Source organism: Pseudomonas sp. Leaf15 (assembly GCF_001421425.1).
Classification (GTDB): domain Bacteria; phylum Pseudomonadota; class Gammaproteobacteria; order Pseudomonadales; family Pseudomonadaceae; genus Aquipseudomonas; species Aquipseudomonas salomonii.
The window spans coordinates 110,773-132,780 of sequence record NZ_LMKI01000001.1 but is presented as its reverse complement, the minus strand read 5'-3'; the positions used below and the strand labels follow the sequence as shown (position 1 = coordinate 132,780).

Genomic DNA, 22,008 nt, shown 5'->3' with positions numbered 1-22,008 from the left:
CCGTGTGTTTAGGTTCGTGCGAATTCCAGGCCATTTGCCTGGGGCTAGTGACGATTCTTGGGCGGCCTCCTTTCGTCCAGTTTGGCAGTGCGTATGTACACCTGCGATGATCACTCAGCAAGTAGTGCGCATACTCTAAAGTATCCCTGTCTTGCGGCTCCAAGGCACAATTCGCTCGCGTTGGGGCTGTTTGGTTTCGTTAAAGCAGGATGGCTGGTTAGCATTTTTATCATTAAGGTCATGCATCAAGTGCTGGTGATCCAGTTATTTTTGTTGCGACGGATTCTTTCAGACTTTTCCTACAATGCTTTCCGCTGTATCCGCTGTAGCGGCACAGGTGAACGCGTTGCGGAGTATAGCCTCTTTAGACGTGTTTTTTCCAAGATTGAAATGGAACAGCTGTTCGGCTTGGCTCTCCAAGGGCTTTTGCCAGACGTTCTAGAGGGCGAGACTTATACCTTTAGTGAACATCGACAGTGATATCAGCCTCTCTTGCATTGTTTTAAAGGTGACCACTTTTGTTACATTTCGCTGTACGGGACTGTTGCTATGCTAGCTAATGAATCGACTGCAACTCAACGTCTCGGGCCAAGCCTAGCAGCTTGTCAGGTGTTCGCCATTTTTTGTTCGTAAGCGCTCGAACCCCGCGGTTTCGTAGGGGCCAACGCTCACCCGTCCCGGTTTTTTTGGGGCTGACAAAGGATTTCAAAGGATTTCCCACACAACAAGGGTATCATCCGATTCAGGGTGTTTACTGTAGGTGTCGGGTAACACCGTGGTATTTTCAGTACAGAATAGGGGTTATTAACCCAAGGAAAGGTCGTCAAAGGAATGCGATTTTTCTGAAGGAAGATTTTGATGCAGTAGCCGCGCCTGTACGATTTTTGTTCAGTGCTGGTTATTCATTATGGATCGCTATTTTCGTCTATTCGCGGGCACGGTTTTGATTCTAGGAGCGTGGAAAAGTGTTGGAGAAGGGCATGGATAAGATGAGAGTTTTTTTATTAAATCTCCCGCGCCGCCACAAGCGCATTCTTCAGGTGCTTGTTGATATTATATTGGTGTGGATTTCATTATGGATGGCCTTCGTCGTACGACTTGGGATTGCCGAGATGGAACAGCCGATTCAGCGATACTTATGGCTGTTCGTGAGCGCTCCGGTGATCGCCATTCCCCTGTTTGTCCGCTTTGGCATGTACCGCGCCGTCATGCGTTACTTTGGTAACGATGCACTTATTACTATTATCAAAGCGGTGAGCCTTTCTTCACTTATTCTTGGCTTGGCTGTCTATCTTTACAGCAACCATCAATACGTTGTTCCACGCTCGGTTATTTTCAATTATTGGTGGTTGTGCCTGGTGACCGTAGGCGGATTGAGACTAGCGATGCGCCAGTACTTCATGGGCGATTGGTTCTCCGCGGCGCAGCATGTTCCCTTTACCAATCGTGATGATGGATTGACGAAAGTTGCCATTTACGGAGCCGGCTCGGCGGGTAATCAATTGGTCGCTGCGTTGCGCATGGGGCGTGTCATGCGCCCGGTTGCCTTCATCGATGACGACGGGAGTATCGCCGGTCGTGTCATCTCCGGGCTGCAGGTGTTCAAGCCCAAGCATATTCAGCAGATGATCGACACAACGGGCGCTCAGCAGATATTGCTTGCAGTGCCTTCTGCGGGCCGCGGGCGCAGGCGTGAGATTCTCTCTAACCTTGAGCGTTTTCCGCTGCATGTACGCAGCGTGCCTGATTTTATGGATTTGGCCAGTGGTCGCGTCAAGGTCGACGATATTCAAGAAGTCGATATTGCCGACTTGCTGGGGCGTGATGCAGTGCCAGCCCAGGAAGACCTGCTTGCGCGTTGTATCGCTGGCCAGTCAGTTTTGGTCACTGGCGCAGGGGGGTCGATTGGGTCTGAACTATGCCGGCAGATTTTGACGCAGAAACCCAAGACCTTACTTTTGTTCGAACACAGCGAATTCAACCTCTACAGTATCCTGTCCGAACTTGAGCACCGCGTTGCGCATGAGTCGATGCCCATTAAGTTATTGCCTATTCTGGGGTCGGTACGCGACGAGAATAAATTACTTGATGTCATGAAAAGCTGGCACGTCGACACGGTTTATCATGCGGCTGCGTACAAACATGTGCCGATTGTCGAGCACAACATCGCCGAAGGTGTCTTGAATAACATCATCGGTACTTTGAATACCGCCCAGGCAGCCTTGAAGGCCGGCGTGGTGAACTTTGTGCTGATTTCCACCGACAAGGCTGTTCGTCCCACCAATGTGATGGGCAGTACCAAGCGCCTTGCAGAATTAGCCCTGCAAGCCCTGAGCGTGGAAAAAGCGCCGGTGATGTTTGGCGACAAGTCTGGCGTGGCGCGCGTCAACAAAACGCGCTTCACGATGGTCAGGTTCGGCAATGTTCTGGGTTCTTCCGGCTCAGTGATTCCGCTGTTTCACCGGCAGATCAAGGCCGGCGGCCCATTGACCGTCACACACCCAAAAATTACGCGGTATTTCATGACCATCCCCGAAGCGGCCCAGCTGGTGATCCAGGCCGGTTCCATGGGGCAGGGCGGGGACGTGTTCGTTCTGGACATGGGTGAACCCGTAAAAATTGTAGAGCTTGCGGAAAAGATGATTCATTTATCCGGGCTGAGCGTGCGCACGGATAAAAACCCTCACGGGGATATCGCGATCGAGTTCACCGGATTGCGCCCAGGCGAAAAGCTTTACGAGGAGTTACTGATCGGCAACAACGTCGTCGCTACCCAGCACCCGATGATTATGAGCGCCAACGAGGACCACCTGGCGTGGGACGTACTCAAAAGCAAACTGAGCGAATTGCTTGGCGCGGTGAGTGAGGACGACTACACCCGTGTGCGTCAGATCCTGCGCGAAACAGTCAGTGGCTACTCGCCCGACGGCGAAATCGTCGATTGGATCTACCAGCAGCGCCGTTTGGAGCCGTGAGTTAACACCCTGTTACTCACCCGTTTTTGACTCTCTCGCCACATCGCCTAAGTTAGAAAAGCAGCTTTTGGAAAGCTGCTTTTCTTCTTCCGATGTCATGGAGTGTCACCAATGCAAAACGCCTATATCTCTTCCCTGATCTTTGCCGTCCTCACCAGCCTTTCCGTAGCAACCACCGCAGCCCCTTCCATCAAAGCCGAAGCCCCAGCGGCTATTACGGCCCAGATGGCCAACGTCGAGCAATCCACCAAGGTCAATCTCAACACCGCCGACGCTGAAGTCCTGCGCCGCGACCTGTTCGGTATTGGCGCCGCCAAGGCCAAGGCGATCATCGCCTATCGTGACAGCAACGGGCCTTTTACGGCGGTCGACGAGTTGCTGGAAGTCAAAGGCATCGGCAAGGCGTTGCTGGAGAAAAACCGCGACAGGCTGGCAATCAACTAAGGGTGTGAACCCTGGGCGGAAGGCCGGTCACTGACCGGCCTTCTGTTTGTCCGAGACCTGTTCTTTCAAGCACCCGCTTACCACTTCCATGATGCGGGCTGCCATTTCCTGGCTTTCGACGCTTCTGGCCAATACCAGGGCGCCCACCAATGTCGACATCAGTACCAGGCTCTCGTGGTCACCCTTCGGGTGCTCCAATGCCGAGTCGATCTGGGTCAGCCTGGCTTCAAGTACCGCATCCGTTACCGGGCTATGCTGCCCTCGCAGGCCCAACTCCGACGACATTGTGGGCAGCGGGCAGCCTTCACCCGGCGAGGTCTGGTGCCATGGCGACAGGTAGCTGTCGATAAACGCATCTAGTGGCCGTTCCTGGCTGAATAACGTTGCGCAATGGGCATCGAGTTCCGCAGCGGCGGCCAGCAGGGCCTTGTCCACCAGCTCATTCTTGGACTTGAAATGCGCATAGAACCCGCCGTGTGTCAGGTTCAACGCTTTCATCAAGGGCTGCAGGCCGGTGGCGCCAATACCGTCGCGGCGAAACCGTACGGAGGCTTCCTTGATGATGCGCTGGTGAGTCTGGGCTTTGTGATCTGTTGAATAACGCATAGGGCAGCCTCTGGAACGAGTGCGCATTTTAGCGAAGTTAAATCCTTTTTACCCATAGCGACAGCCTCGAGCAGGCCTGGCATGAAAAGTGATTACATCTGGCTCAGGCATTGTTCAACAATCGAGGCGCGGTGATGACGCTCAGTTTGTCTTTAGCCGATCAGATTGCCCTTGAGCTGCGCGCCGACATCATGGGTGGGCGGCTGTTACCGGGGATGGCGCTGGTCGAAGTGGACCTGGTCAAACGCTACAGCGCCTCGCGCAATACCATTCGCGAAGCGTTACACCGTTTGGGGCAGGAGGGGCTCACCCGTTATGTGCGCAACAAAGGCGTGATGGTCCGGCGCGTGGCACGCGATGAAGTGCGTGACCTGTTCGTGGTACGCCGTACCCTTGAACTGCAGGCCATCGCCCAGAGCGGCACGCTGGCGGGCGATCACGACGTGCGCATGCAACATGCCATCGAAGCCACCACGCTGGCGCGCGAGCGTGAAGATTGGCGCGCCGTGGCCACTCACAGCCTGGTGTTCCACCAGCACATTGTCGGGTTGATGCGCAGCCCATTATTCGACGAGTTCTTCGCCCAAGTGATCGCTCAATTGCGCCTGGTGTTTTGCGCGGCGCCCGATGAACAACGCTTTCAATCGCCCTGGCTGGAGCGTGACCGTGAGATCTACAGCTTGCTGGCGAACGGCAATAAATCAGCTGCGCAGGAGGCGATGAGCCTTTACCTGCACGATTCCGAACGCCTGTCCCTGGCGCTGTTTGATTACCCTTGATGGAGGATTGCACCCATGTACAAAGACTATCCGGCTGCCTATCAGGTCAGCAAAGGCTCGGCGCTGCAAGTGGACACCGCCTTCTACGCGCGTATTCGCGACCAGGCGGATAAACGCACATTGATCGAGCAATTCGAAGTGCCGATTCGCACGGGCAGGGCGTGGAAAGTGCCGGCTGGGCATGTGTTTCGCGTGACGACGCCGGTAGGCCCACAGGTCGGCGATTTCAACGTGTGGAACGCCAATGACCCGCGCGAACGCCTGTGGGCGGCACGCACGCGGCAGTTGCAGGGCGCCCATGTCAGCACCCATGACCGGCTATGGTCGAACCTGCCGTTTCTGCGCCCCCTGGTGACCATCACCGATGACAGCCTGGCGAGCTATGGCATCGATGAACACGGCGGGCGCCTGCACGATTTGCTCGGCACCCGCTGTGACCCGTATGTGAACCGCATGCTCACCGGCGAAGACTTCCACCACCACTGCCATTCCAACTTGACCCGCGCCGTGCTGCCCCATGGCCTGACCGAGTTTGATGTGCACGACGTGTTGAATATTTTCCAGTGCACCGGCCTTAATCATGACGACATGTACTTCATGAAAGCCTGTCCGGCGCAGAAGGGCGATTACCTGGAATTTTTTGCCGAGATTGATTTGCTTTGTGCCTTGTCGACGTGCCCGGGCGGGGATCTGTCGCTGCCGATGTGGGGGCCGGACGCACAAGACCCCTTGACCGTGTGCCGCCCGCTGGGCGTAGAGATCTATCGTTTGGAGGAGGCGTTGCTCAACGGCTGGAGCCAGCCTGAGCGTGCTGCCTACAAGGGACAGCACGGCTTGCATATTGCCAGGGCAGACTGGGAATAAACGGCGCGAGTAACCCGCCTCAGCGGTCCTGCGCATCCTTGGCATCTGCCTGGGCGTTGCGCTCGACCACGCGTTTGCGTTGTTCGTCGGTGAGTTCCACCTTGTTGGCGCTGTCACGCAGCATCAGCAGCCCACCGACGATCGACCCGATCGCTACCACTAAAATCAACCACGCATACCACGGCATAAGGCTCTCCTTGAGGCGGACCAGCGTCGGAGAATGTTCCCACGCTAATAACGGCTTTGAGTAACAGGCTTTCTGAGTAGTTCATTGTAGGCCTGTTCCGCCTCGATAACCTTAGCGCCCGGTCAACATCGCGTCAGCCGGTGCATCGGCACGGTCTTGGGCGGTCAGCTGGAAGTAGATGAACCCCGCCAGCATAAAGCCCAGGAATATCAGGCCGATCAGCGCATTGAACCAGGCCATGGCCACCAGGCACACCAGCGCCAGTACCAGCGCGATAGCGGGCACGACCGGATAACCCGGCGCGCGGAATGTGCGCTCCAGCAGTGGTTCGGTCTTACGCAGCTTGAACAGGCTGAGCATGCTCATGATGTACATCACGATGGCGCCGAACACCGCCATGGTGATCATCGCTGCGGTCAGCGTCATGCCACCCAGGTTGATCAGGCCATCGCTGTAGATCGCGGCGATACCGACCACACCGCCGGCGATGATTGCCCGGTGCGGTGTTTGAAAACGCGAGAGTTTGGCCAGGAACGGCGGCAAGTAACCGGCACGGGCCAGGGCAAAGAACTGGCGCGAATAGCCAAGGATGATCCCGTGAAAGCTCGCTACCAGGCCAAACAAACCGATCCACACCAGCATGTGCAGCCAGCCGGAGCCGGTGCCCACCACGCTTTTCATCGCCTGGGGTAACGGGTCGTTGATGTTCGACAGGGTGCGCCAGTCGCCCACGCCACCGGCGAAGAACATCACGCCCATGGCCAGGATCACCAAGGTCAGGATGCCACTGATATAGGCTTTTGGAATGGTGCGCTTGGGGTCTTTCGCCTCTTCAGCCGCCATGGCTGCGCCTTCGATGGCGAGGAAGAACCAGATGGCGAAAGGAATGGCCGCAAACATCCCGGCAATCGCCGGCGCGCCGAAGGTGTCGGAACCTGCCCAGCCGTTCAGGGCGAAGTTGCTGAAGCTGAACGCTGGCGCGACCACGCCCATAAATACCAGCAACTCAGCGACGGCGAGCACGCACACCACCAGTTCAAAGGTCGCGGCGAGCTTCACCCCGAGGATATTCAGGCCCATGAATACGATGTAAGCCCCCACGGCGGCGTGCTTCGGGTCGAGTGCCGGGAACTGCACGTTCAGGTAAGCGCCGATGGCCAAGGCAATCGCGGGCGGTGCGAAGACAAATTCGATCAATGTCGCCAGGCCCGCGATCAAGCCGCCTTTTTCGCCGAAGGCGCGACGGCTGTAGGCAAACGGCCCGCCCGCGTGAGGAATCGCGGTGGTCAGTTCGGTAAAACTGAATATAAAGCAGGTGTACATGGCGGCGACCATCAACGAGGTCACCAGAAAACCCAGCGTTCCGGCGACGCCCCAGCCATAGCTCCAGCCGAAGTATTCGCCGGAAATCACCAGCCCGACGGCAATGCCCCATAAATGCAGGGTGCCCAAGGTGGGTTTGAGTTGTGTGTTCATCGTGTGGCGCTCCCTGAACTGGTTGGAATGGTTCTGGGTGTTGCAGTGGCCATGCCAGCCCATAGAAGCGTGTCGTAAAGCGCAGACAGTGTCGTGAGGGGAACGGTTTTGCGTTTGAATGCTTCATTTGGTGCACAAGAATAAAGCGGCGGTGCCCGGCCTGACGCTTTCGCGAGCAAGCCCGCTCCCACACTCGACTGCGTTTGAGCAGGAGGTACGCGGTTAAGTGTGGGAGCGGGCTTGCTCGCGAAGAGGCCCGCAAAGCCACCACTAATCCCTCTGTAAACCCCGCATAAACCCACTCTTTACGCCGTCTTTACGCCCCGCCCAAACCTTCGCTCTCGTTCCTTTACACCACTCCTGCCGACAATTGCCCCACACGCGGCAATCGCCGCAAAACGGAGAGACTTCCATGAGCGTTCTGGACGGGGTGTCACTGCTATTGGCCGTGGCGCTGTTCATTTATCTGCTGGTTGCGCTGTTACGCGCGGATCGGAACTAGGAGCAGGCTATGCACAGTTATGACTATTGGCTGATCATCGCCTTCTTTGCCATGGTGCTGGTGCCGGCACCGTTCCTGGGGCGGTTCTACTACAAGGTGATGGAAGGTCAGCGCACCTGGCTCTCGCCGGTGCTTGGCCCGGTCGAGCGCGCCTGTTATCGCCTGTCCGGGGTGGACGAGCACCAGGAACAGAGCTGGCAGAAGTACACGCTGGCGCTGCTGGCGTTTAACCTGGCCGGTTTCGTGTTGCTGTTCGCCGTGCTGTTGTTCCAGGAATATCTGCCACTCAACCCGCAGAAATTGCCGGGGCAGGAATGGACGCTGGCCTTCAACACCGCGGTCAGTTTCATGACCAACACCAACTGGCAGAACTACAGCGGTGAAGCTTCCCTGAGCTACCTCAGCCAGATGATCGGCCTCACCGTGCAGAACTTCGTCAGCGCTGCCACCGGCCTGGCTGTACTGGTCGCGCTGTGCCGTGGTATCGGGCGCAAGTCCACCAAGACCCTGGGCAACTTCTGGGTCGACATGACCCGCGCCACCCTCTACGGCCTGCTGCCGTTGTGCCTGGTGTTCGCGTTGTTCCTGGTGTGGCAGGGCGTGCCGCAAACCTTCGCGCACTATGTGAATGCCGTGACGATGCAGGGCGTGGACCAAGTGATCCCACTCGGCCCGGCTGCCAGCCAGATTGCGATCAAGCAACTGGGCACCAATGGCGGCGGCTTCTTTGGCGTCAACTCGGCGCACCCGTTTGAAGACCCGACGGCCTGGGCCAACCTGTTCGAGGTGTCGGCAATCATCCTGATTCCGGTGGCGTTGGTGTTTACCTTCGGCCACTACGTGAAGGACCTGCGTCAGAGCCGCGCGATTCTCGGCTGCATGCTGGCGCTGTTCCTGATCGGCGGCGCGACGTCGCTGTGGGCCGAATACCAGCCCAACCCGACCCTGAACAACCCGGCGGTCGAGCAAACCGCACCGCTGGAAGGCAAGGAAGCGCGCTTTGGCACCACCGGCACGGTGTTGTGGTCGGTGACCACCACGGCGGCGTCCAACGGTTCGGTCAATGGCATGCAAGACAGCCTCAACCCGCTGGCCGGGATGGTCTCGCTGGTCAACATGATGGTCGGCGAAGTGATCTTCGGCGGCGTCGGCGCCGGTATGTACGGCATGTTGCTCAACGTGTTGATCGCGGTGTTCCTCGCCGGCCTGATGATCGGCCGTACCCCGGAATACCTGGGCAAGAAGCTGCAGGCCAAGGAAGTGCAATTGCTGGTCGTGACTCTCCTGGTCATGCCGGTTGGCGTGCTGGTGCTCGGCGCCATTGCCGCCAGCCTGCCCGGCCCGGCCGGTGCCATCAGTAACCCTGGCCCCCACGGGTTCAGCCAGTTGCTCTATGCCTACACCTCGGCCAGTGCCAACAACGGCTCGGCATTCGGCGGTTTCAGCGCCAACACGCCGTTCCACAACCTGATGCTGGGCCTGGGCATGCTGCTCGGCCGCTTCGGCTACATCCTCCCGGTACTGGCCCTGGCCGGCAGCCTGGCGATGAAGAAAACCGCACCGATTGGCCAGAACAGCTTCCCCACCCATGGCCCGCTGTTCGTGACCCTGTTGACCGTGACCATTTTGCTGGTGGGCGGCCTGACTTTCCTGCCAACGCTGGCGCTGGGCCCCATTGCTGAACACCTGAGCATGGCTGCTCCTAAATAAAGAGCTAAAGGGGATATGACAATGAATATGCCTGCAAAAAACGCCGCTCCTGTGAACACCCAGGAACCGCCAAAAACTGCGATCTCCGCCTTGTGGCGTCCGGCGCTGGTCCAGGCGTTCGTCAAGCTCGACCCACGCCAACTGCAACGCTCGCCGGTGATGCTGGTGGTCGAGTTGACCGCGATCCTCACCACCGTGCTGTGCTTTGTGCCGGACATCAACGTGCCGACTTTTGTCGCCGTACAAATCGCCGTGTGGCTGTGGTTCACCGTGCTGTTCGCCAACTTCGCCGAAGCCTTGGCCGAAGGTCGCGGCAAGGCCCGCGCCGACAGCCTCAAAGCCGGCAGCGAAGGCCTCAGTGCACGCCGCAAAGAGGCCGACGGCAGCTTCAAAGTCGTGCCCGCCACCAGCCTGCGCAAAGGTGACGTGGTGCGCGTCACCGCCGGGGAAATGATCCCCGGTGACGGCGAGGTCATCGAAGGTATTGCGGCGGTCAACGAGGCGGCGATCACCGGTGAATCCGCGCCGGTCATTCGTGAATCCGGCGGCGACCGTTCGGCCGTCACCGGTAACACGCGGCTGGTGTCGGACTGGTTGCTGGTGCGTATCACCGTCAACCCCGGCGAGTCCACCCTGGACCGCATGATCGCGCTGGTGGAAGGCGCCAAACGCCAGAAAACCCCCAACGAAGTGGCGCTGGATATCCTGCTGATCGGTCTTACGCTGATCTTCCTGCTGGTGGTGGTGACCCTGCAGCCGTTCGCCCACTTCGCCAATGGCAGCTTGCCGCTGGTGTTCCTGGTCGCGCTGCTGGTGACGTTGATCCCGACCACCATTGGCGGCCTGTTGTCGGCCATCGGTATTGCCGGTATGGATCGCCTGGTACGCCTCAACGTCATCGCTAAATCCGGGCGTGCCGTGGAAGCGGCGGGTGACGTGCATGTGTTGCTGCTGGACAAGACCGGCACCATCACCTTCGGCAACCGTCGCTGTGCCGCCGTGATCGCAGCACCAGGCGTCAGCGGTCGCGACCTGGCCGAAGGCGCCCTGCTGGCGTCCCTGGCGGACGACACGGCGGAAGGCAAATCCATCGTCGAATACCTGCGCACGCTGCACCCTCAGGCCGAGCCAACCCTGGATGAGCTGACCTCCGTGCCGTTCAGTGCCGAAACGCGCTTGTCCGGTGTCGACTACCAAGGCCGTGTGTTCCGCAAAGGCGCGGTCGATTCCCTGCTGGCGTTTATCGGCCAACAACGCGGTGACCTGCAACCGGCACTCTCGCGGGAAATCGACAAGATCGCCCAAAGCGGCGGCACGCCATTGCTGGTATGCGCCGACGGCAAACTGCTCGGCGCGATCCACCTCAAGGACGTGGTCAAGCCCGGCATCCGCGAACGTTTTGCAGAGTTGCGCAAGCTCGGGATTCGCACCGTGATGGTCACCGGCGACAACCCGTTGACCGCCGCCGCAATTGCCGCAGAAGCCGGTGTGGACGACGTGCTGGCCGAAGCCACGCCAGAGAAAAAACTCGCACGCATCCGCCACGAGCAGAACGACGGTCGCCTGGTTGCCATGTGCGGCGACGGCGCCAACGACGCCCCGGCACTGGCCCAGGCCGATGTCGGCATGGCGATGAACGACGGCACTCAGGCTGCTCGCGAAGCCGCCAACATGGTCGACCTCGACAGCGACCCGACCAAGCTGCTGGACGTGGTGCAGATCGGCAAGGAACTGCTGGTGACTCGCGGCGCGTTGACGACCTTTTCCATTGCCAACGACGTGGCCAAATACTTCGCGATTTTGCCGGCGCTGTTTGCCGCGATCTACCCGCAACTGGGCGTGCTCAACGTGATGCATTTGCAGAGCCCGCAGAGCGCGATTCTCTCGGCCATCGTCTTCAACGCGCTGATCATTGTGGTGTTGATTCCCCTGGCACTGCGCGGTGTGCGCGTACAGGCGGCGAGTGCGGCGGCGTTGCTGCGCCGCAACCTGCTGATCTACGGGCTGGGCGGGCTTTTGGTGCCGTTCGTGGGCATCAAGGCGATCGACATGCTCCTGACCGCGCTGCACCTGGTGTAACTGGATCGCACTTTTTGGATCGTTCCCATGCTCAGCGTGGGAACGCCGCCCCGGACGCTCCGCGTCCTGCGCTGAAAACGAATCGAGGAATTTGAAATGTCCACCCTGATCCGCCCGGCCCTGAGCCTGCTGGTCCTCATGACCCTGATCACCGGCGTCGCCTACCCACTGGTGGTCACCGGCGTTGCCCAAGTTGCGTTCCCCGACCAGGCCAACGGCAGCCTGGTGCGTGACGCCGACGGTAAAGTGCGCGGTTCCAGCCTGATCGCTCAGGATTTTACCGGTGACAGCTGGTTCCACCCACGGCCATCGGCCGGCGCGTTTGCCACGGTCTCCAGCAGCGCCAGCAACCTGGCCCCAAGCAACCCGGCATTGGCCACGCGTATTTTTGATGACGCGAATAAACAGTTGGTGCCAGGCCAGGGGCCGGTGCCTTTGGCCTCCCTGACGACCTCCGGCAGCGGTCTTGATCCACACTTGCCACCGGCGGCGATTGCCTATCAACTGGCGCGAGTGGCGGCGGCGCGAAATGTGCCGGTGTCTACACTGCAGCGCTTGCTCGATGAGCACATCGAAAGCCCGCTGGTGGGGCCGCCGGTGGTGAATGTGCTGGCGCTGAACATGGCGCTGGAAAAGTTGTAAGCCGTGGTGCCGTCATCGCGGGCAAGCCCGCTCCCACAGGGAAATGCATTCCAAATGTGGGAGCGGGCTTGCCCGCGATGACGGCCTGAAGGATTCCAAATAAACACCTGAAGGAACTCTAAAGCATGAGCGACTCCGGCCGCGCCGATGCCCTGCTAGCCGATCTGCCACGGGACGGCCGTGGACGGCTCAAAGTCTTCCTCGGCGCCGCGCCCGGAGTGGGCAAGACCTACGCCATGCTCCAGGCCGCCCACACCCAACTGCGCCAGGGTGTGCGCCTGATCGCAGGCGTGGTGGAAACCCACGGCCGCGCCGAGACCGAAGCCTTGCTCAGCGGCCTGCCGCAGCAACCCTTGTTGCGCAGCGAATACCGTGGCGTGATGCTCGAAGAAATGGACCTCGACGGCCTGCTCGCCGCCAAGCCCAAGCTGGTACTGGTGGATGAGCTGGCCCACAGCAACGCCCCCGGCAGCCGCCATGAAAAACGCTGGCAAGACATCCAGGAACTGCTCGCCGCCGGCATCAACGTGTTCACCACGGTCAACGTCCAGCACCTGGAAAGTTTGAACGATCAGGTGCGCGGCATCACTGGCGTGCACGTGCGCGAAACCCTGCCGGACTGGGTGCTGCAAGAGGCCGACGAACTGCTGCTGATCGACCTGCCGTCCCGCGAACTGCTGGAGCGCCTGCGCGACGGCAAGGTGTATGTGCCGGAACAGGCGCGCGCCGCCATCGACGCATTCTTCACCCAGACCAACCTGATGGCCTTGCGCGAGCTGGCCATGCAAACCGCCGCTGCCCATGTCGATGACGATCTGGCCCAAGGCTACCGCCAGCTCGGCCAGGCTGCCCCGGCAGTGCGCGGACGTTTGCTGGTGGGCGTGGACGGTGATGCGCAGGCCGAACGCCTGGTGCGTCACGCCAGCCGCGTGGCCCAGCGCCGGCATTTGCCGTGGAGCCTGGTGCATATCGATAACGGCCGTGCGCGCGATGAGCAATCGCGCCTGCGCCTGCAAAATGCCCAGCAACTGGCCGAACGGCTGGGCGGCGAAGTGGTGTTGCTGCGCGCCGGTGAAGTGGCCAAGACGCTGATCCAGCATGCCGCCGAACGCCGCGCCAGCCTGGTACTGGTGGGGCAGTCGCGGATGCGCTGGCGGCGCCGGTTGTTCGGGGGTGGCTTGGCGGCACGCTTGCTGCGCAATGCCCGGGGTCTGGAGATCAACGTGCTCGACAGCGACGACATGCCCGCGCCGCCGCGCCTGCCGGATGTACGCGGGCTGGTGTGGTTCGACTATGGCCTGGCGGTGGTGGCGACCATCGTCGCAGCTGCGTTGGCCTGGGCGGTAGCCAGTGTGTTGCCGCTGCCGAATATCTCGTTGGTGTTTCTCGCCGCAGTGCTGCTGGTCGGCGTGCGCAGCAGCCTGGGACCGTCGCTGGTGTGCGCGGCGCTGTCGTTCCTGACTTATGATTTCCTGTTTATCCCGCCGAATTTTTCCTTTTCCATCCAGCGCGAAGAAGACGTGCTGACCCTGTTGTTTTTCTTGCTGATGGCGGCGTTGACCGGCAACCTCGCGGCGCGTCAGCGTCGGCAGTTGCAGGCCTTGCGCGACACCCAGGAAGAAACCAGCGAACTGCTCGACCTGTCGCGCAAGCTCACGGCGGCCACTGATCGCCAGGCGGTGATCAGTGCGGCGGCCCATCATCTGCAAGGCTGGAGTGATCTGGAGCTGTGTCTGCTGAACCGCGACGGCCAGGGCGGCTGGAAGGTTGAAACCGGCGCCGCGCTTAACCTTACCGAAGCCGAGCGAGCTGCCGCCGATTGGGCCTGGCAGCATGATCAACCGGCCGGCATGGGCACCGGCACCTTGCCGTTTGGGCGTTGGTGGTGGTGGCCGCTGTCGGGGGAGGAGGGGCCATTGGGCCTGCTCGGCGTAAGCCCCAAACCCGGCCTGGAATTGAGCGGCCAGCGCCGTCGTCTGCTCACCGCATTGAGCCAGCCATTGGCGCAAGCTCTGGCGCGCGCGCAACTGGCGCAGGAACTGGAATCGGCGCGCCTGCACGGCGAAACCGAACAACTGCGCAGCGCCTTGCTGGCCTCGGTGTCCCACGATTTGCGCACGCCGTTGACCTCGATGCGCGGCAGCATCGACAGCCTGCTGGCGCTTGGCGAAGCCATCCCGCTGGAGGACCGCCGCGAATTGCTGGAAGGCACCCGCGATGAGGCCGAGCGCCTGGACCGCTATATACAGAACCTGCTGGACATGACACGCCTGGGCCACGGCGCGCTGAAACTGGCGCGCGACTGGGTGTCGCCGGGTGATATCGTCGGCAGCGCCCTGGGCCGTTTGCGCGCAGTGCTGGCGCCGTTGCAGGTACACACCGACGTGCCGGCGCAGCTGCCGCTGCTGTATGTACACGCGGCGTTGATCGAGCAGGCCTTGGTCAATGTGCTGGAAAACGCCGCGCGGTTTTCACCGCCCCACGGCCGTTTGCAGGTGAGTGCCGGCGTGGTGGATGAGCAGCTGTTTTTTGCAGTGGCCGACGAGGGGCCGGGGATCCCCGAGGACGAGCGTGCGAAGATTTTCGATATGTTCTACACCGCCGCCCGTGGTGATCGCGGCGGACAGGGCACAGGCCTTGGCCTGGCGATCTGCCAGGGCATGGTGGGCGCACACGGCGGGCATATCCGCGTCGAGGATGGTATAGAAGGGCGAGGCACCTGCATCAGCTTGTTCCTGCCGTTACCGACGCAACCTGGCCCGGAGCGCGAGCCTTGAGCTACCCTCTTTTCTCCACGGATTTTGATTGGACACCATGAGCCAGACCGCGACGATTCTAGTCATTGATGACGAACCGCAGATCCGCAAATTCCTGCGTATCAGCCTGGCCTCCCAGGGCTACAAGGTGATCGAGGCCGGCACCGGCAACGAAGGCCTGGCCCAAGCGGCATTGAGCAAACCGGACTTGCTGGTGCTCGACCTTGGCTTGCCTGACATGGACGGCCAGCAAGTGTTGCGCGAGTTTCGCGAGTGGTCGACGGTGCCGGTGTTGGTGCTGTCGGTGCGCGCCAGCGAAGTGCAAAAAGTCGAAGCCCTGGACAGCGGCGCCAATGACTACGTGACCAAGCCCTTTGGCATCCAGGAGTTTCTCGCCCGTGTACGCGCCTTGCTGCGCCAGGCGCCGGCGGGAGAGGCTCAGGAAGCGGCGCTGAGTTTCGGCCCGTTGACGGTGGACCTGGCCTATCGCCGGGTGCTGCTGGACGGTGTCGAGGTGGCCCTGACCCGCAAGGAATATGCGGTGCTGGCGCAACTGGCGCGGCATCCTGGGCGGGTGATCACCCAGCAGCAATTGCTCAAGGATATCTGGGGGCCGACCCATACCGAAGACAGCCATTACCTGCGCATTGTGGTGGGCCATCTGCGACAGAAACTGGCGGATGATCCGACGCAGCCACGGTTTATCGTGACCGAGGCGGGTGTGGGGTATCGGTTGTTGAATGCCTGAATTTATCGGTGCCTGAACCGGCCCTATCGCAGGCAAGCCAGCTCCCACCTTTTGATTTGTGAATACATTCAAAGGTGGGAGCTGGCTTGCCTGCGATAGGGCCATCAACCACACCGCCTATCTTAGTGTTGCTCACTCTCATACCGATCCAACGTATCACTGGCAATTTCCCGCCCCAACGCGATCAACTCCGGCGCCTTGTAAAACTCGAAAAACCGACACACCCGCTTCGGCACGTTGATCAGTACGTCCGGCGGGTAACCGGCGATCTTGTACTGCGCCAACGAGGTCTGCATCACTTCGAAACTCTGGTTGATCAGGTCCAGCAGTGACGCGGGCCCGACGTTATCGATGATGAACGAGCCGGTGGCGGACTTCGGCGCACCTTGTTTTTCAGGGGCGGCCGCAGGTTGTTGGGCCTCGGGTTCGGCCGACTCCAGCCACGGGTTGATGTCGGCGGCCTGGGACTGCAAGGCTTCCTGCTCCAGCTTCATCAGTTGCTCGGCCTGTTTGCGCCGAAACGGCAGGTGCGAACCCAGTGATTTGGCCAGGCTGTTAAAGCGGCTCTTGAACGCCGGCGGGCGCTGGATCACTGGCAGGTGGTAGTGCTTCTGGTTGGTGGCGTTGAGGTTGACCGCGATGATCAAGTCGCAATGGCTCGACACCACCGGCACGATCGGCAGCGGGTTGAGCAGGCCGCCGTCCACCAGCATGCGGTTGCCTTGCATCACCGGCGTGAACAGGCTGGGAATCGCCGCCGAAGCGCGCATGGCCTGGTGCAGGCAGCCTTCCTGGAACCAGATTTCCTGTTGGTTGGTGAGGTCAGTGGCCACGGCGGTGTAGGGAATCCGCAGTTCTTCGATATTGATCTCGCCGACGATCTTGCGGATTTGCCCGAAGACTTTTTCGCCACGAATCGCCCCCAGTCGAAAGCTCACGTCCACCAGGCGCAGCACGTCCAGGTAGTCGAGGCTCTCGATCCAGTTGCGGTATTCGTCGAGCTTGCCGGCGGCGTAGATGCCGCCGACAACGGCGCCCATGGAGCAGCCGGCGATACAGGCGATGTCGTAGCCGCGCCGTTCGATTTCCTCGATCACGCCGATGTGGGCGTAACCGCGGGCGCCGCCGGAACCGAGCACCAAGGCAACACGTTTTTTCATGAGCTGATCCTTCGTAAAACAGTGGCCCACAATGCGCTTACCGGCCGAGGGCATCAAAATATTTTTCCAGAATAGCCATAACGCTCGGGTATGCTCTGGCGGTAGGCATTTCCGAGCAGGCACTTCTGAAAGCACGTTTGAATGGACACTTCTGATTTCAGGCGGCCCACAAGGCACTTTTCCTTGGAGGCAACGTCTACAGCCTACGACTGTTTTTCTATATTTGAGGTGTCATTGATGAAAGCCTGGATGTGTGTGCCTGTGATCGTGTTGGCCCTGGCCGGTTGTGCCGGCAAAACCGCATACCGTGACAGCTGTGGCACGCAATTGGATGCGGCCTGGCACGAGTTGGATTTGGCCAAGGCCGAAGGCTTTGCCGGCACCGTGAGCTACTCTAAGGCTTTGTCGCTGTTGACCGGCGCCAAGACCCAGCAGCAATTCGAAGCGTTTGAAGGCTGTTCCAACAAGGCCGAGAAAGCGCGCTTCTACATTCGTGAATCGCGCGCTGGGCGTTGATCGGTTAGCGGAGCCTAGGGTTTTATCGTTAAGGGGGAAGGGATGTCAGCGCTGGTTGATCAGTTAGTCGCTCAGGTCATTGGCCTGGAAGTAGGGTTACTGAGCTGCCAGGCTCGCCTTGCCGCCGTCACCGACGATGAAGCCTTGCACGACCTGCGCACCACCGTGCGACGCCTGCGCAGTTTGTTGCGCCCCTTGCGCGGGCTGCCGGGTGTCGAGCAGCTTGAATTGGCCGCCAGCACGGTCGGCCAATTGACCACGCCGCTGCGCGACCGCGAGGTGCTGGCGGCATACCTGCACCAGCACGGCCATCACGCGGCGGCCGACCGGCGCCTGCGCTTGCAGGCCGATGCTTATCGCCAGGTGGCGCAAAGCCCGGAACTCGCGCATTTGCTGCTGATCCTGGATGCCTTCCCGCGGTTTATCCGCGCCTCCCAACACCAGAAACTGCTCAAGGGCCTGCGCCCGCGCATCGAGAAGCGCTTGGCCAAGCAATGGCAGAAGCTCGATGACGCCCTCAAAGACCCCGATCATGACCGCCACCGTCTGCGCCTGCTGATCAAGCGCGTGCGTTACGCGGCCGAAGCCTACCCCGAACTGGACAAACTGCCTGCCAAGGCGATGCAACGCCTCAAGCAAGCGCAAGGCGCCCTCGGCGATTGGCACGATTGCTGGCAATGGCTGGCCCAGGCTGAACATCAACCCGACCTGCAGCCGTGCGTTGCGGTTTGGCAGCGCACCATGGCCAAGGCTGAAGGCCAGGCGGATCGGGTGCTGGACAAGCTCGGCGCGGATTGTTTCTGAACCGGTCCGGCTTTTGGCCGGAATAGGCGCTGTGCCTGGCCAGCCTGCTGGTTAAGATCCCGGCATCGGTTTTCTGGATGTGAGGTTGCCATGCGCTTTAGTGATTTGCTCGATGCCGCCCGTAACAACCCGCTGGAAGTGACCATCCCCGCCGAATGGGCCCAGGGCCGCGCGACGTTTGGTGGCCTGGTGGCTGCGTTGCAACACGAAGCCTTGCGCGCCAAAGTGCCTTCGGAGCGGCCTTTGCGCTCACTGGCCATCACCTTTGTCGGCCCGGTCGCCCCGGATGTACCCGCCAGTTATCAGGTCGAAGTGCTGCGCGAAGGCAAAGCAGTCAGCCAGTTACTCGGCCGTGTGGTGCAGAACGGCGAAGTGGCGACCTTGGTACAAGCCAGCTTTGGCGCAGCCCGCGAGTCGGTCATTGAGGTGGCGAGCGAGCCGCCGCCGGTGTTCAAACACTGGGATGAGTGCCAGGAGCTGCCCTATATCAAAGGGGTTACCCCCGAATTCATGCGCCACCTGGCGATGCGCTGGAGTGTCGGCGGCCTGCCGTTTACCGGTAATAAATCCCGCGACATGGGCGGTTGGGTGCGTTTGCGTGGGGACGTGAAGGAAGAACCGCTGACCGAGTCGCATATTCTTGCCCTGGTCGACGCCTGGCCACCGGCCTTGCTGCCACACCTGACCAAGCCCGCGCCGGGCAGCACCCTGACCTGGACCATCGAGTTTATCCAGCCGCTGCAAAACCTGACCACCCTCGACTGGTGCCAGTACTACGTCAACATCGAGCACGCCCGCGACGGCTACGGCCATGCCGCTGCCGCGCTGTGGAGCCCGAGCGGCGAGTTGATCGCCATCAGCCGCCAGACTGTGGTGGTCTTCGCCTGAGCCTCAGAAGTGCTGGCTGCCCTGGGCTTCCAGCGTGCGGCCGTGGCGTTGCAGTGCCACGCCCGCCAACAGGCCGACGACGCCGATGGCAACACTGGCCAGGCTGAAGCTGAACACGCCTGAGACCATCAACAGAAAACCAATGATCAGCAAAGGCACGGCAAGCAGTTGCAGGCCCAGGTTGGTGGGGTGCTGGTGAGCCTGTGGCTGAGTGCGCCATTGCCAGGCGGGGAAGTTGGGGTGACGTTTGCCCATGATGATCAATCCTCTGTCCGTTGAAACAACATGGACAAAGTTTAGGTCGCAGGCACCTGGGACGGCGAATCAAGGCTCGCTATGGAGGCCATAGCCAGCCTTGTTTGGCTTATAGCTTCAATTGCCCGATCGCCTTGCTCAATTCCCCGGCCAAGGTCGCCAGCTGATTGCTGGTGGTGGCCGACTCTACCGTCTGCTGCACGGTGTTCTCGGTCACATCGCGAATGCTCACCACCGCGCGGTTCATCTCTTCGGCAACATGGCTCTGCTGTTCGGCGGCCACGGCAATCTGGGTGTTGCTTTCGCGCATCTGGGCCACGGCGCTGGTGATTTCGGCCAGTGCGGCACCGGCATCCTGGGCCTGTTGCACACAGTCGTCGGCCTTGAACGAGCTTTCCTGCATGAAGTCCACCGCGTCGCGGGTGCCGGCTTGCAGCGCCGAGACCATGCGGGTGATTTCGTCGGTGGAGCTTTGCACGCGCTTGGCCAGGTTGCGTACTTCGTCGGCGACCACGGCAAAACCACGGCCCATTTCGCCGGCGCGGGCGGCTTCGATGGCGGCGTTGAGGGCGAGCAGGTTGGTTTGTTCGGCGATGCTGTGGATCACGCCGACCACACCGTTGATTTTCTGACTGTCTTCGGCGAGTTTCTGGATCATTTCGGCCGTCTGCTGCACGCCGGTGGACAGGCCTGCGATAGAGCGTTGCACCCGGGTGACTACTTCCTGGCCGCTGCCGGCGAGGGTGTCGGCGGTCTGGGACAGGTCGCGGGTAGCGCCGGCATGCTGGGCGATATGGTAGACGGTGGCGGTCATCTCATTGATGGCGGTGGCCGCCTGGTCGGTTTCGCTTTGCTGGCCGAGCATGCCGTGCTGCACCTCGTTCATGCTGCTGGCCAGGCGTGCGGCGCCATCGTCGAGTTGCTGGGCGGTGCGCGCCACGGTACTGACCACGCGCTGATAACCGGCTTGCATGGCGTTGAAGGCGCTGGCCATCTGGCCCACCTCGTCCTTGCACGCCAGGGGCACGCGGGCCGCCAGGTCGCCGGTCTTCTCCACGTGCAGCATCACGTCCTTGAGGGTGTTGAGTTGGCTGAGCAGGAAGCGGATCAGCAACTGCGAGGCCCCGAGCATCGCCAGCATCAGGATCAACACGGCCACGGCGTAGTTGGCGAAGCGTTCGCCGAAGACTTGGCTGAGGCTGCGGCCGTAGGCCAGCACGGCGATCTGTTGGCCATTGGCCCGTGTGAGGACGTCGGCACCGATCAGTGGGTTATCCCCGAACAAGGGCATGTGATTGAGTTCGACCCAACCGCTGGCGGTACTCAAGGCGGACAGATCCCGATCAGCCAGCGCTGGGGTTTGGCCGCGGGCAAAGGTCAGCCAATGTTCATCTTTGGGTAATGGCGTGTCGGCCGGCCAGGCACCCAGTAGTCGCGCCTGGGCCTGCGCCGAGGCCCGGGACGCATCGCTGCGGGCCTGTTGCTCGAGCTGCACGGCGTACAGCACCAGCAGCAGGGTGGTGATGAAGGCGACCGCATTCACGGCCCAGAATTTGTATTTCAGCGAGATATTGCTAAGCCAGGCACCCATGGAAGGTTTTCTCTGATAGCGGAAACAGCATTGGCAAGGTGCCATTATTGTGCCGCTACTCAGGAAAGCGTTTTTGACATGGGTCAATGCGCCGCATCAATCCACTGGGGGCAGCCCAAAAAACGCACGGGAGCAGGCGGTGCTGTGCTCGGCCAGGTCTTCCGGCGTTTCATTGCGATGCAGGGCCACTTCACGCAGCACTTCGGGCAAATAAGCCGGTTCATTGCGGCCATTTTTCGGCTTCGGCCGCAGGGTGCGCGGTAGCAAGTACGGCGCATCGCTTTCCAGCATCAGGCGGCCACGGGGAATTTCCCTGACCAGTGGATGCAGGTGTGTGCCACGGCGCTCGTCGCAGATCCAGCCGGTGATGCCGATATGCAAGTCGAGGTCGAGGTAGCTGAACAGCGCCTGTTGCTCGCCAGTAAAGCAATGCACCACGGCGGCGGTCAGGTGATCGCGGTAATCCTTGAGAATCTCCAGCAGGCGCTGGTTGGCGTCACGTTCGTGCAGGAACACCGGCAGTTTCAGCTCGACCGCCAGTGCCAGGTGCTCTTCGAGGACTTTTTCCTGCTGCGGGCGCGGGGAAAAGTCCCGGTTGAAGTCCAGCCCGCATTCGCCCACCGCACGCACGCGGCTTTCGTTGAGCAACCCGCGCAAACGCTGGGCGCTGTCGCCGTTCCAGTCACTGGCCGAGTGCGGGTGAATGCCGGCGGTGCTGAACAGGCGTTGGCCGCTGTCATCGAGTTTTACGCACAGTTCCAGAGCCTGTTCGCTGCCGTCGACGCTGGTGCCGGTGAGCACCAATTGTTGCACGCCGGCGGCGTAGGCTCGGTCGAGAACGGCCTGGTGCCTCTCGTCGAAACTGGGGTTGGTCAGGTTGACGCCGATATCAATGAGTTGCATGGTGCTAGCTCCGCCTGCGGCCGGAAAGCATATCAGAGCTGTAGATTTATAAGAAAAACTAAGAACTACAACGCGTTATAGCTGTCTTTGAACGTCGCAAGTGACATTGTGGTTGGCTGACTG

The 22,008-nt window shown here is 60.6% G+C and carries 20 protein-coding genes and 1 pseudogene; 14 read left to right on the top strand and 7 right to left on the bottom strand.

What is annotated here, in order from left to right; genetic code table 11:
- The first annotated feature begins 93 nt into the window (after positions 1–93).
- The 3 genes from ASE80_RS00685 to ASE80_RS00675 all read left to right on the top strand — a co-directional run bounded on the left by ASE80_RS00685 (position 94) and on the right by ASE80_RS00675 (position 3,419).
- On the top strand, positions 94–480 hold the full coding sequence (locus ASE80_RS00685; protein WP_133257297.1) for a hypothetical protein: 387 nt from the start codon (positions 94–96) through the stop codon (positions 478–480).
- Positions 481–980: 500 nt separating this feature from the next.
- Positions 981–2,975, top strand: a complete 1,995-nt coding sequence (locus tag ASE80_RS00680; RefSeq protein ID WP_056857637.1) for a polysaccharide biosynthesis protein — start codon at positions 981–983, stop codon at positions 2,973–2,975.
- A gap of 111 nt (positions 2,976–3,086) precedes the next feature.
- The gene (locus ASE80_RS00675; RefSeq protein ID WP_056857216.1) at positions 3,087–3,419 is read left to right on the top strand and encodes a ComEA family DNA-binding protein; all 333 of its coding nucleotides are present in this window, start codon (positions 3,087–3,089) and stop codon (positions 3,417–3,419) included.
- Between the two features lie 27 nt (positions 3,420–3,446).
- Here the strand turns inward: ASE80_RS00675 and ASE80_RS00670 are convergent, their stop codons facing one another.
- Positions 3,447–4,025 (bottom strand): TetR/AcrR family transcriptional regulator, encoded by a 579-nt coding sequence (locus tag ASE80_RS00670; protein ID WP_056857215.1) that lies wholly within the window; start codon positions 4,023–4,025, stop codon positions 3,447–3,449.
- 134 nt (positions 4,026–4,159) lie between these two features.
- On the opposite strand from ASE80_RS00670, the gene ASE80_RS00665 reads away from it, so the two are divergent.
- On the top strand, positions 4,160–4,804 hold the full coding sequence (locus ASE80_RS00665) for a GntR family transcriptional regulator (RefSeq protein WP_056857214.1): 645 nt from the start codon (positions 4,160–4,162) through the stop codon (positions 4,802–4,804).
- 15 nt (positions 4,805–4,819) lie between these two features.
- Positions 4,820–5,668 carry an urea carboxylase-associated family protein gene (locus ASE80_RS00660; RefSeq protein ID WP_056857213.1) on the top strand — a complete coding sequence of 283 codons (849 nt, stop codon included), beginning with the start codon at positions 4,820–4,822 and terminating at the stop codon, positions 5,666–5,668.
- A 19-nt stretch (positions 5,669–5,687) separates the two neighbouring features.
- On the opposite strand, the gene ASE80_RS29655 is transcribed toward ASE80_RS00660, so the two are convergent.
- Both ASE80_RS29655 and eat read right to left on the bottom strand, forming a co-directional pair.
- A complete protein-coding gene (locus tag ASE80_RS29655; protein ID WP_017136085.1) occupies positions 5,688–5,855 on the bottom strand; it encodes a DUF2897 family protein in 168 nt (55 codons plus the stop codon).
- 111 nt (positions 5,856–5,966) lie between these two features.
- The gene (gene eat / locus ASE80_RS00655) at positions 5,967–7,331 is read right to left on the bottom strand and encodes an ethanolamine permease (RefSeq protein ID WP_056857636.1); all 1,365 of its coding nucleotides are present in this window, start codon (positions 7,329–7,331) and stop codon (positions 5,967–5,969) included.
- 412 nt (positions 7,332–7,743) lie between these two features.
- Between eat and kdpF the strand changes: the two genes are divergently transcribed.
- From kdpF to ASE80_RS00625, 6 genes are all read left to right on the top strand, one after another.
- The gene (kdpF, locus tag ASE80_RS00650) at positions 7,744–7,833 is read left to right on the top strand and encodes a K(+)-transporting ATPase subunit F (protein ID WP_003218754.1); all 90 of its coding nucleotides are present in this window, start codon (positions 7,744–7,746) and stop codon (positions 7,831–7,833) included.
- 9 nt (positions 7,834–7,842) lie between these two features.
- Positions 7,843–9,543 (top strand): potassium-transporting ATPase subunit KdpA, encoded by a 1,701-nt coding sequence (gene kdpA / locus ASE80_RS00645; RefSeq protein WP_056857212.1) that lies wholly within the window; start codon positions 7,843–7,845, stop codon positions 9,541–9,543.
- Between the two features lie 21 nt (positions 9,544–9,564).
- Positions 9,565–11,622: a potassium-transporting ATPase subunit KdpB gene (gene kdpB / locus ASE80_RS00640; RefSeq protein ID WP_371920487.1), complete on the top strand. Its 2,058-nt coding sequence runs from the start codon at positions 9,565–9,567 to the stop codon at positions 11,620–11,622.
- 96 nt (positions 11,623–11,718) lie between these two features.
- The gene (kdpC, locus tag ASE80_RS00635; RefSeq protein WP_056857210.1) at positions 11,719–12,264 is read left to right on the top strand and encodes a potassium-transporting ATPase subunit KdpC; all 546 of its coding nucleotides are present in this window, start codon (positions 11,719–11,721) and stop codon (positions 12,262–12,264) included.
- A 125-nt stretch (positions 12,265–12,389) separates the two neighbouring features.
- Positions 12,390–15,041 (top strand): sensor histidine kinase, encoded by a 2,652-nt coding sequence (locus ASE80_RS00630; protein WP_056857209.1) that lies wholly within the window; start codon positions 12,390–12,392, stop codon positions 15,039–15,041.
- Positions 15,042–15,078: 37 nt separating this feature from the next.
- Positions 15,079–15,768: a response regulator gene (locus tag ASE80_RS00625; protein ID WP_053255124.1), complete on the top strand. Its 690-nt coding sequence runs from the start codon at positions 15,079–15,081 to the stop codon at positions 15,766–15,768.
- Positions 15,769–15,890: 122 nt separating this feature from the next.
- Here the strand turns inward: ASE80_RS00625 and ASE80_RS00620 are convergent, their stop codons facing one another.
- Entirely contained in the window at positions 15,891–16,928 is a 1,038-nt protein-coding gene (locus ASE80_RS00620; RefSeq protein ID WP_056857208.1) for a patatin-like phospholipase family protein, read from the bottom strand.
- 237 nt (positions 16,929–17,165) lie between these two features.
- Here ASE80_RS00620 and ASE80_RS00615 point away from each other — a divergent pair, with 237 nt between their 5' ends.
- From ASE80_RS00615 to ASE80_RS00605, 3 genes are all read left to right on the top strand, one after another.
- Complete coding sequence (locus ASE80_RS00615; RefSeq protein WP_010176194.1) at positions 17,166–17,444, top strand: hypothetical protein; 279 nt, start codon at positions 17,166–17,168, stop codon at positions 17,442–17,444.
- A gap of 42 nt (positions 17,445–17,486) precedes the next feature.
- Positions 17,487–18,248, top strand: a complete 762-nt coding sequence (locus ASE80_RS00610; RefSeq protein WP_056857207.1) for a CHAD domain-containing protein — start codon at positions 17,487–17,489, stop codon at positions 18,246–18,248.
- Positions 18,249–18,338: 90 nt separating this feature from the next.
- Positions 18,339–19,136: an acyl-CoA thioesterase gene (locus ASE80_RS00605; RefSeq protein WP_056857206.1), complete on the top strand. Its 798-nt coding sequence runs from the start codon at positions 18,339–18,341 to the stop codon at positions 19,134–19,136.
- A 6-nt stretch (positions 19,137–19,142) separates the two neighbouring features.
- Here the strand turns inward: ASE80_RS00605 and ASE80_RS00600 are convergent.
- From ASE80_RS00600 to ASE80_RS00590, 3 genes and pseudogenes are all read right to left on the bottom strand, one after another.
- Positions 19,143–19,391: pseudogene (locus ASE80_RS00600) on the bottom strand (terminase); the annotation flags it as partial.
- A 109-nt stretch (positions 19,392–19,500) separates the two neighbouring features.
- Positions 19,501–20,982 carry a methyl-accepting chemotaxis protein gene (locus tag ASE80_RS00595; protein WP_056857205.1) on the bottom strand — a complete coding sequence of 494 codons (1,482 nt, stop codon included), beginning with the start codon at positions 20,980–20,982 and terminating at the stop codon, positions 19,501–19,503.
- Positions 20,983–21,078: 96 nt separating this feature from the next.
- The gene (locus ASE80_RS00590; RefSeq protein WP_056857204.1) at positions 21,079–21,885 is read right to left on the bottom strand and encodes a TatD family hydrolase; all 807 of its coding nucleotides are present in this window, start codon (positions 21,883–21,885) and stop codon (positions 21,079–21,081) included.
- Between the last annotated feature and the right edge of the window lie 123 nt (positions 21,886–22,008).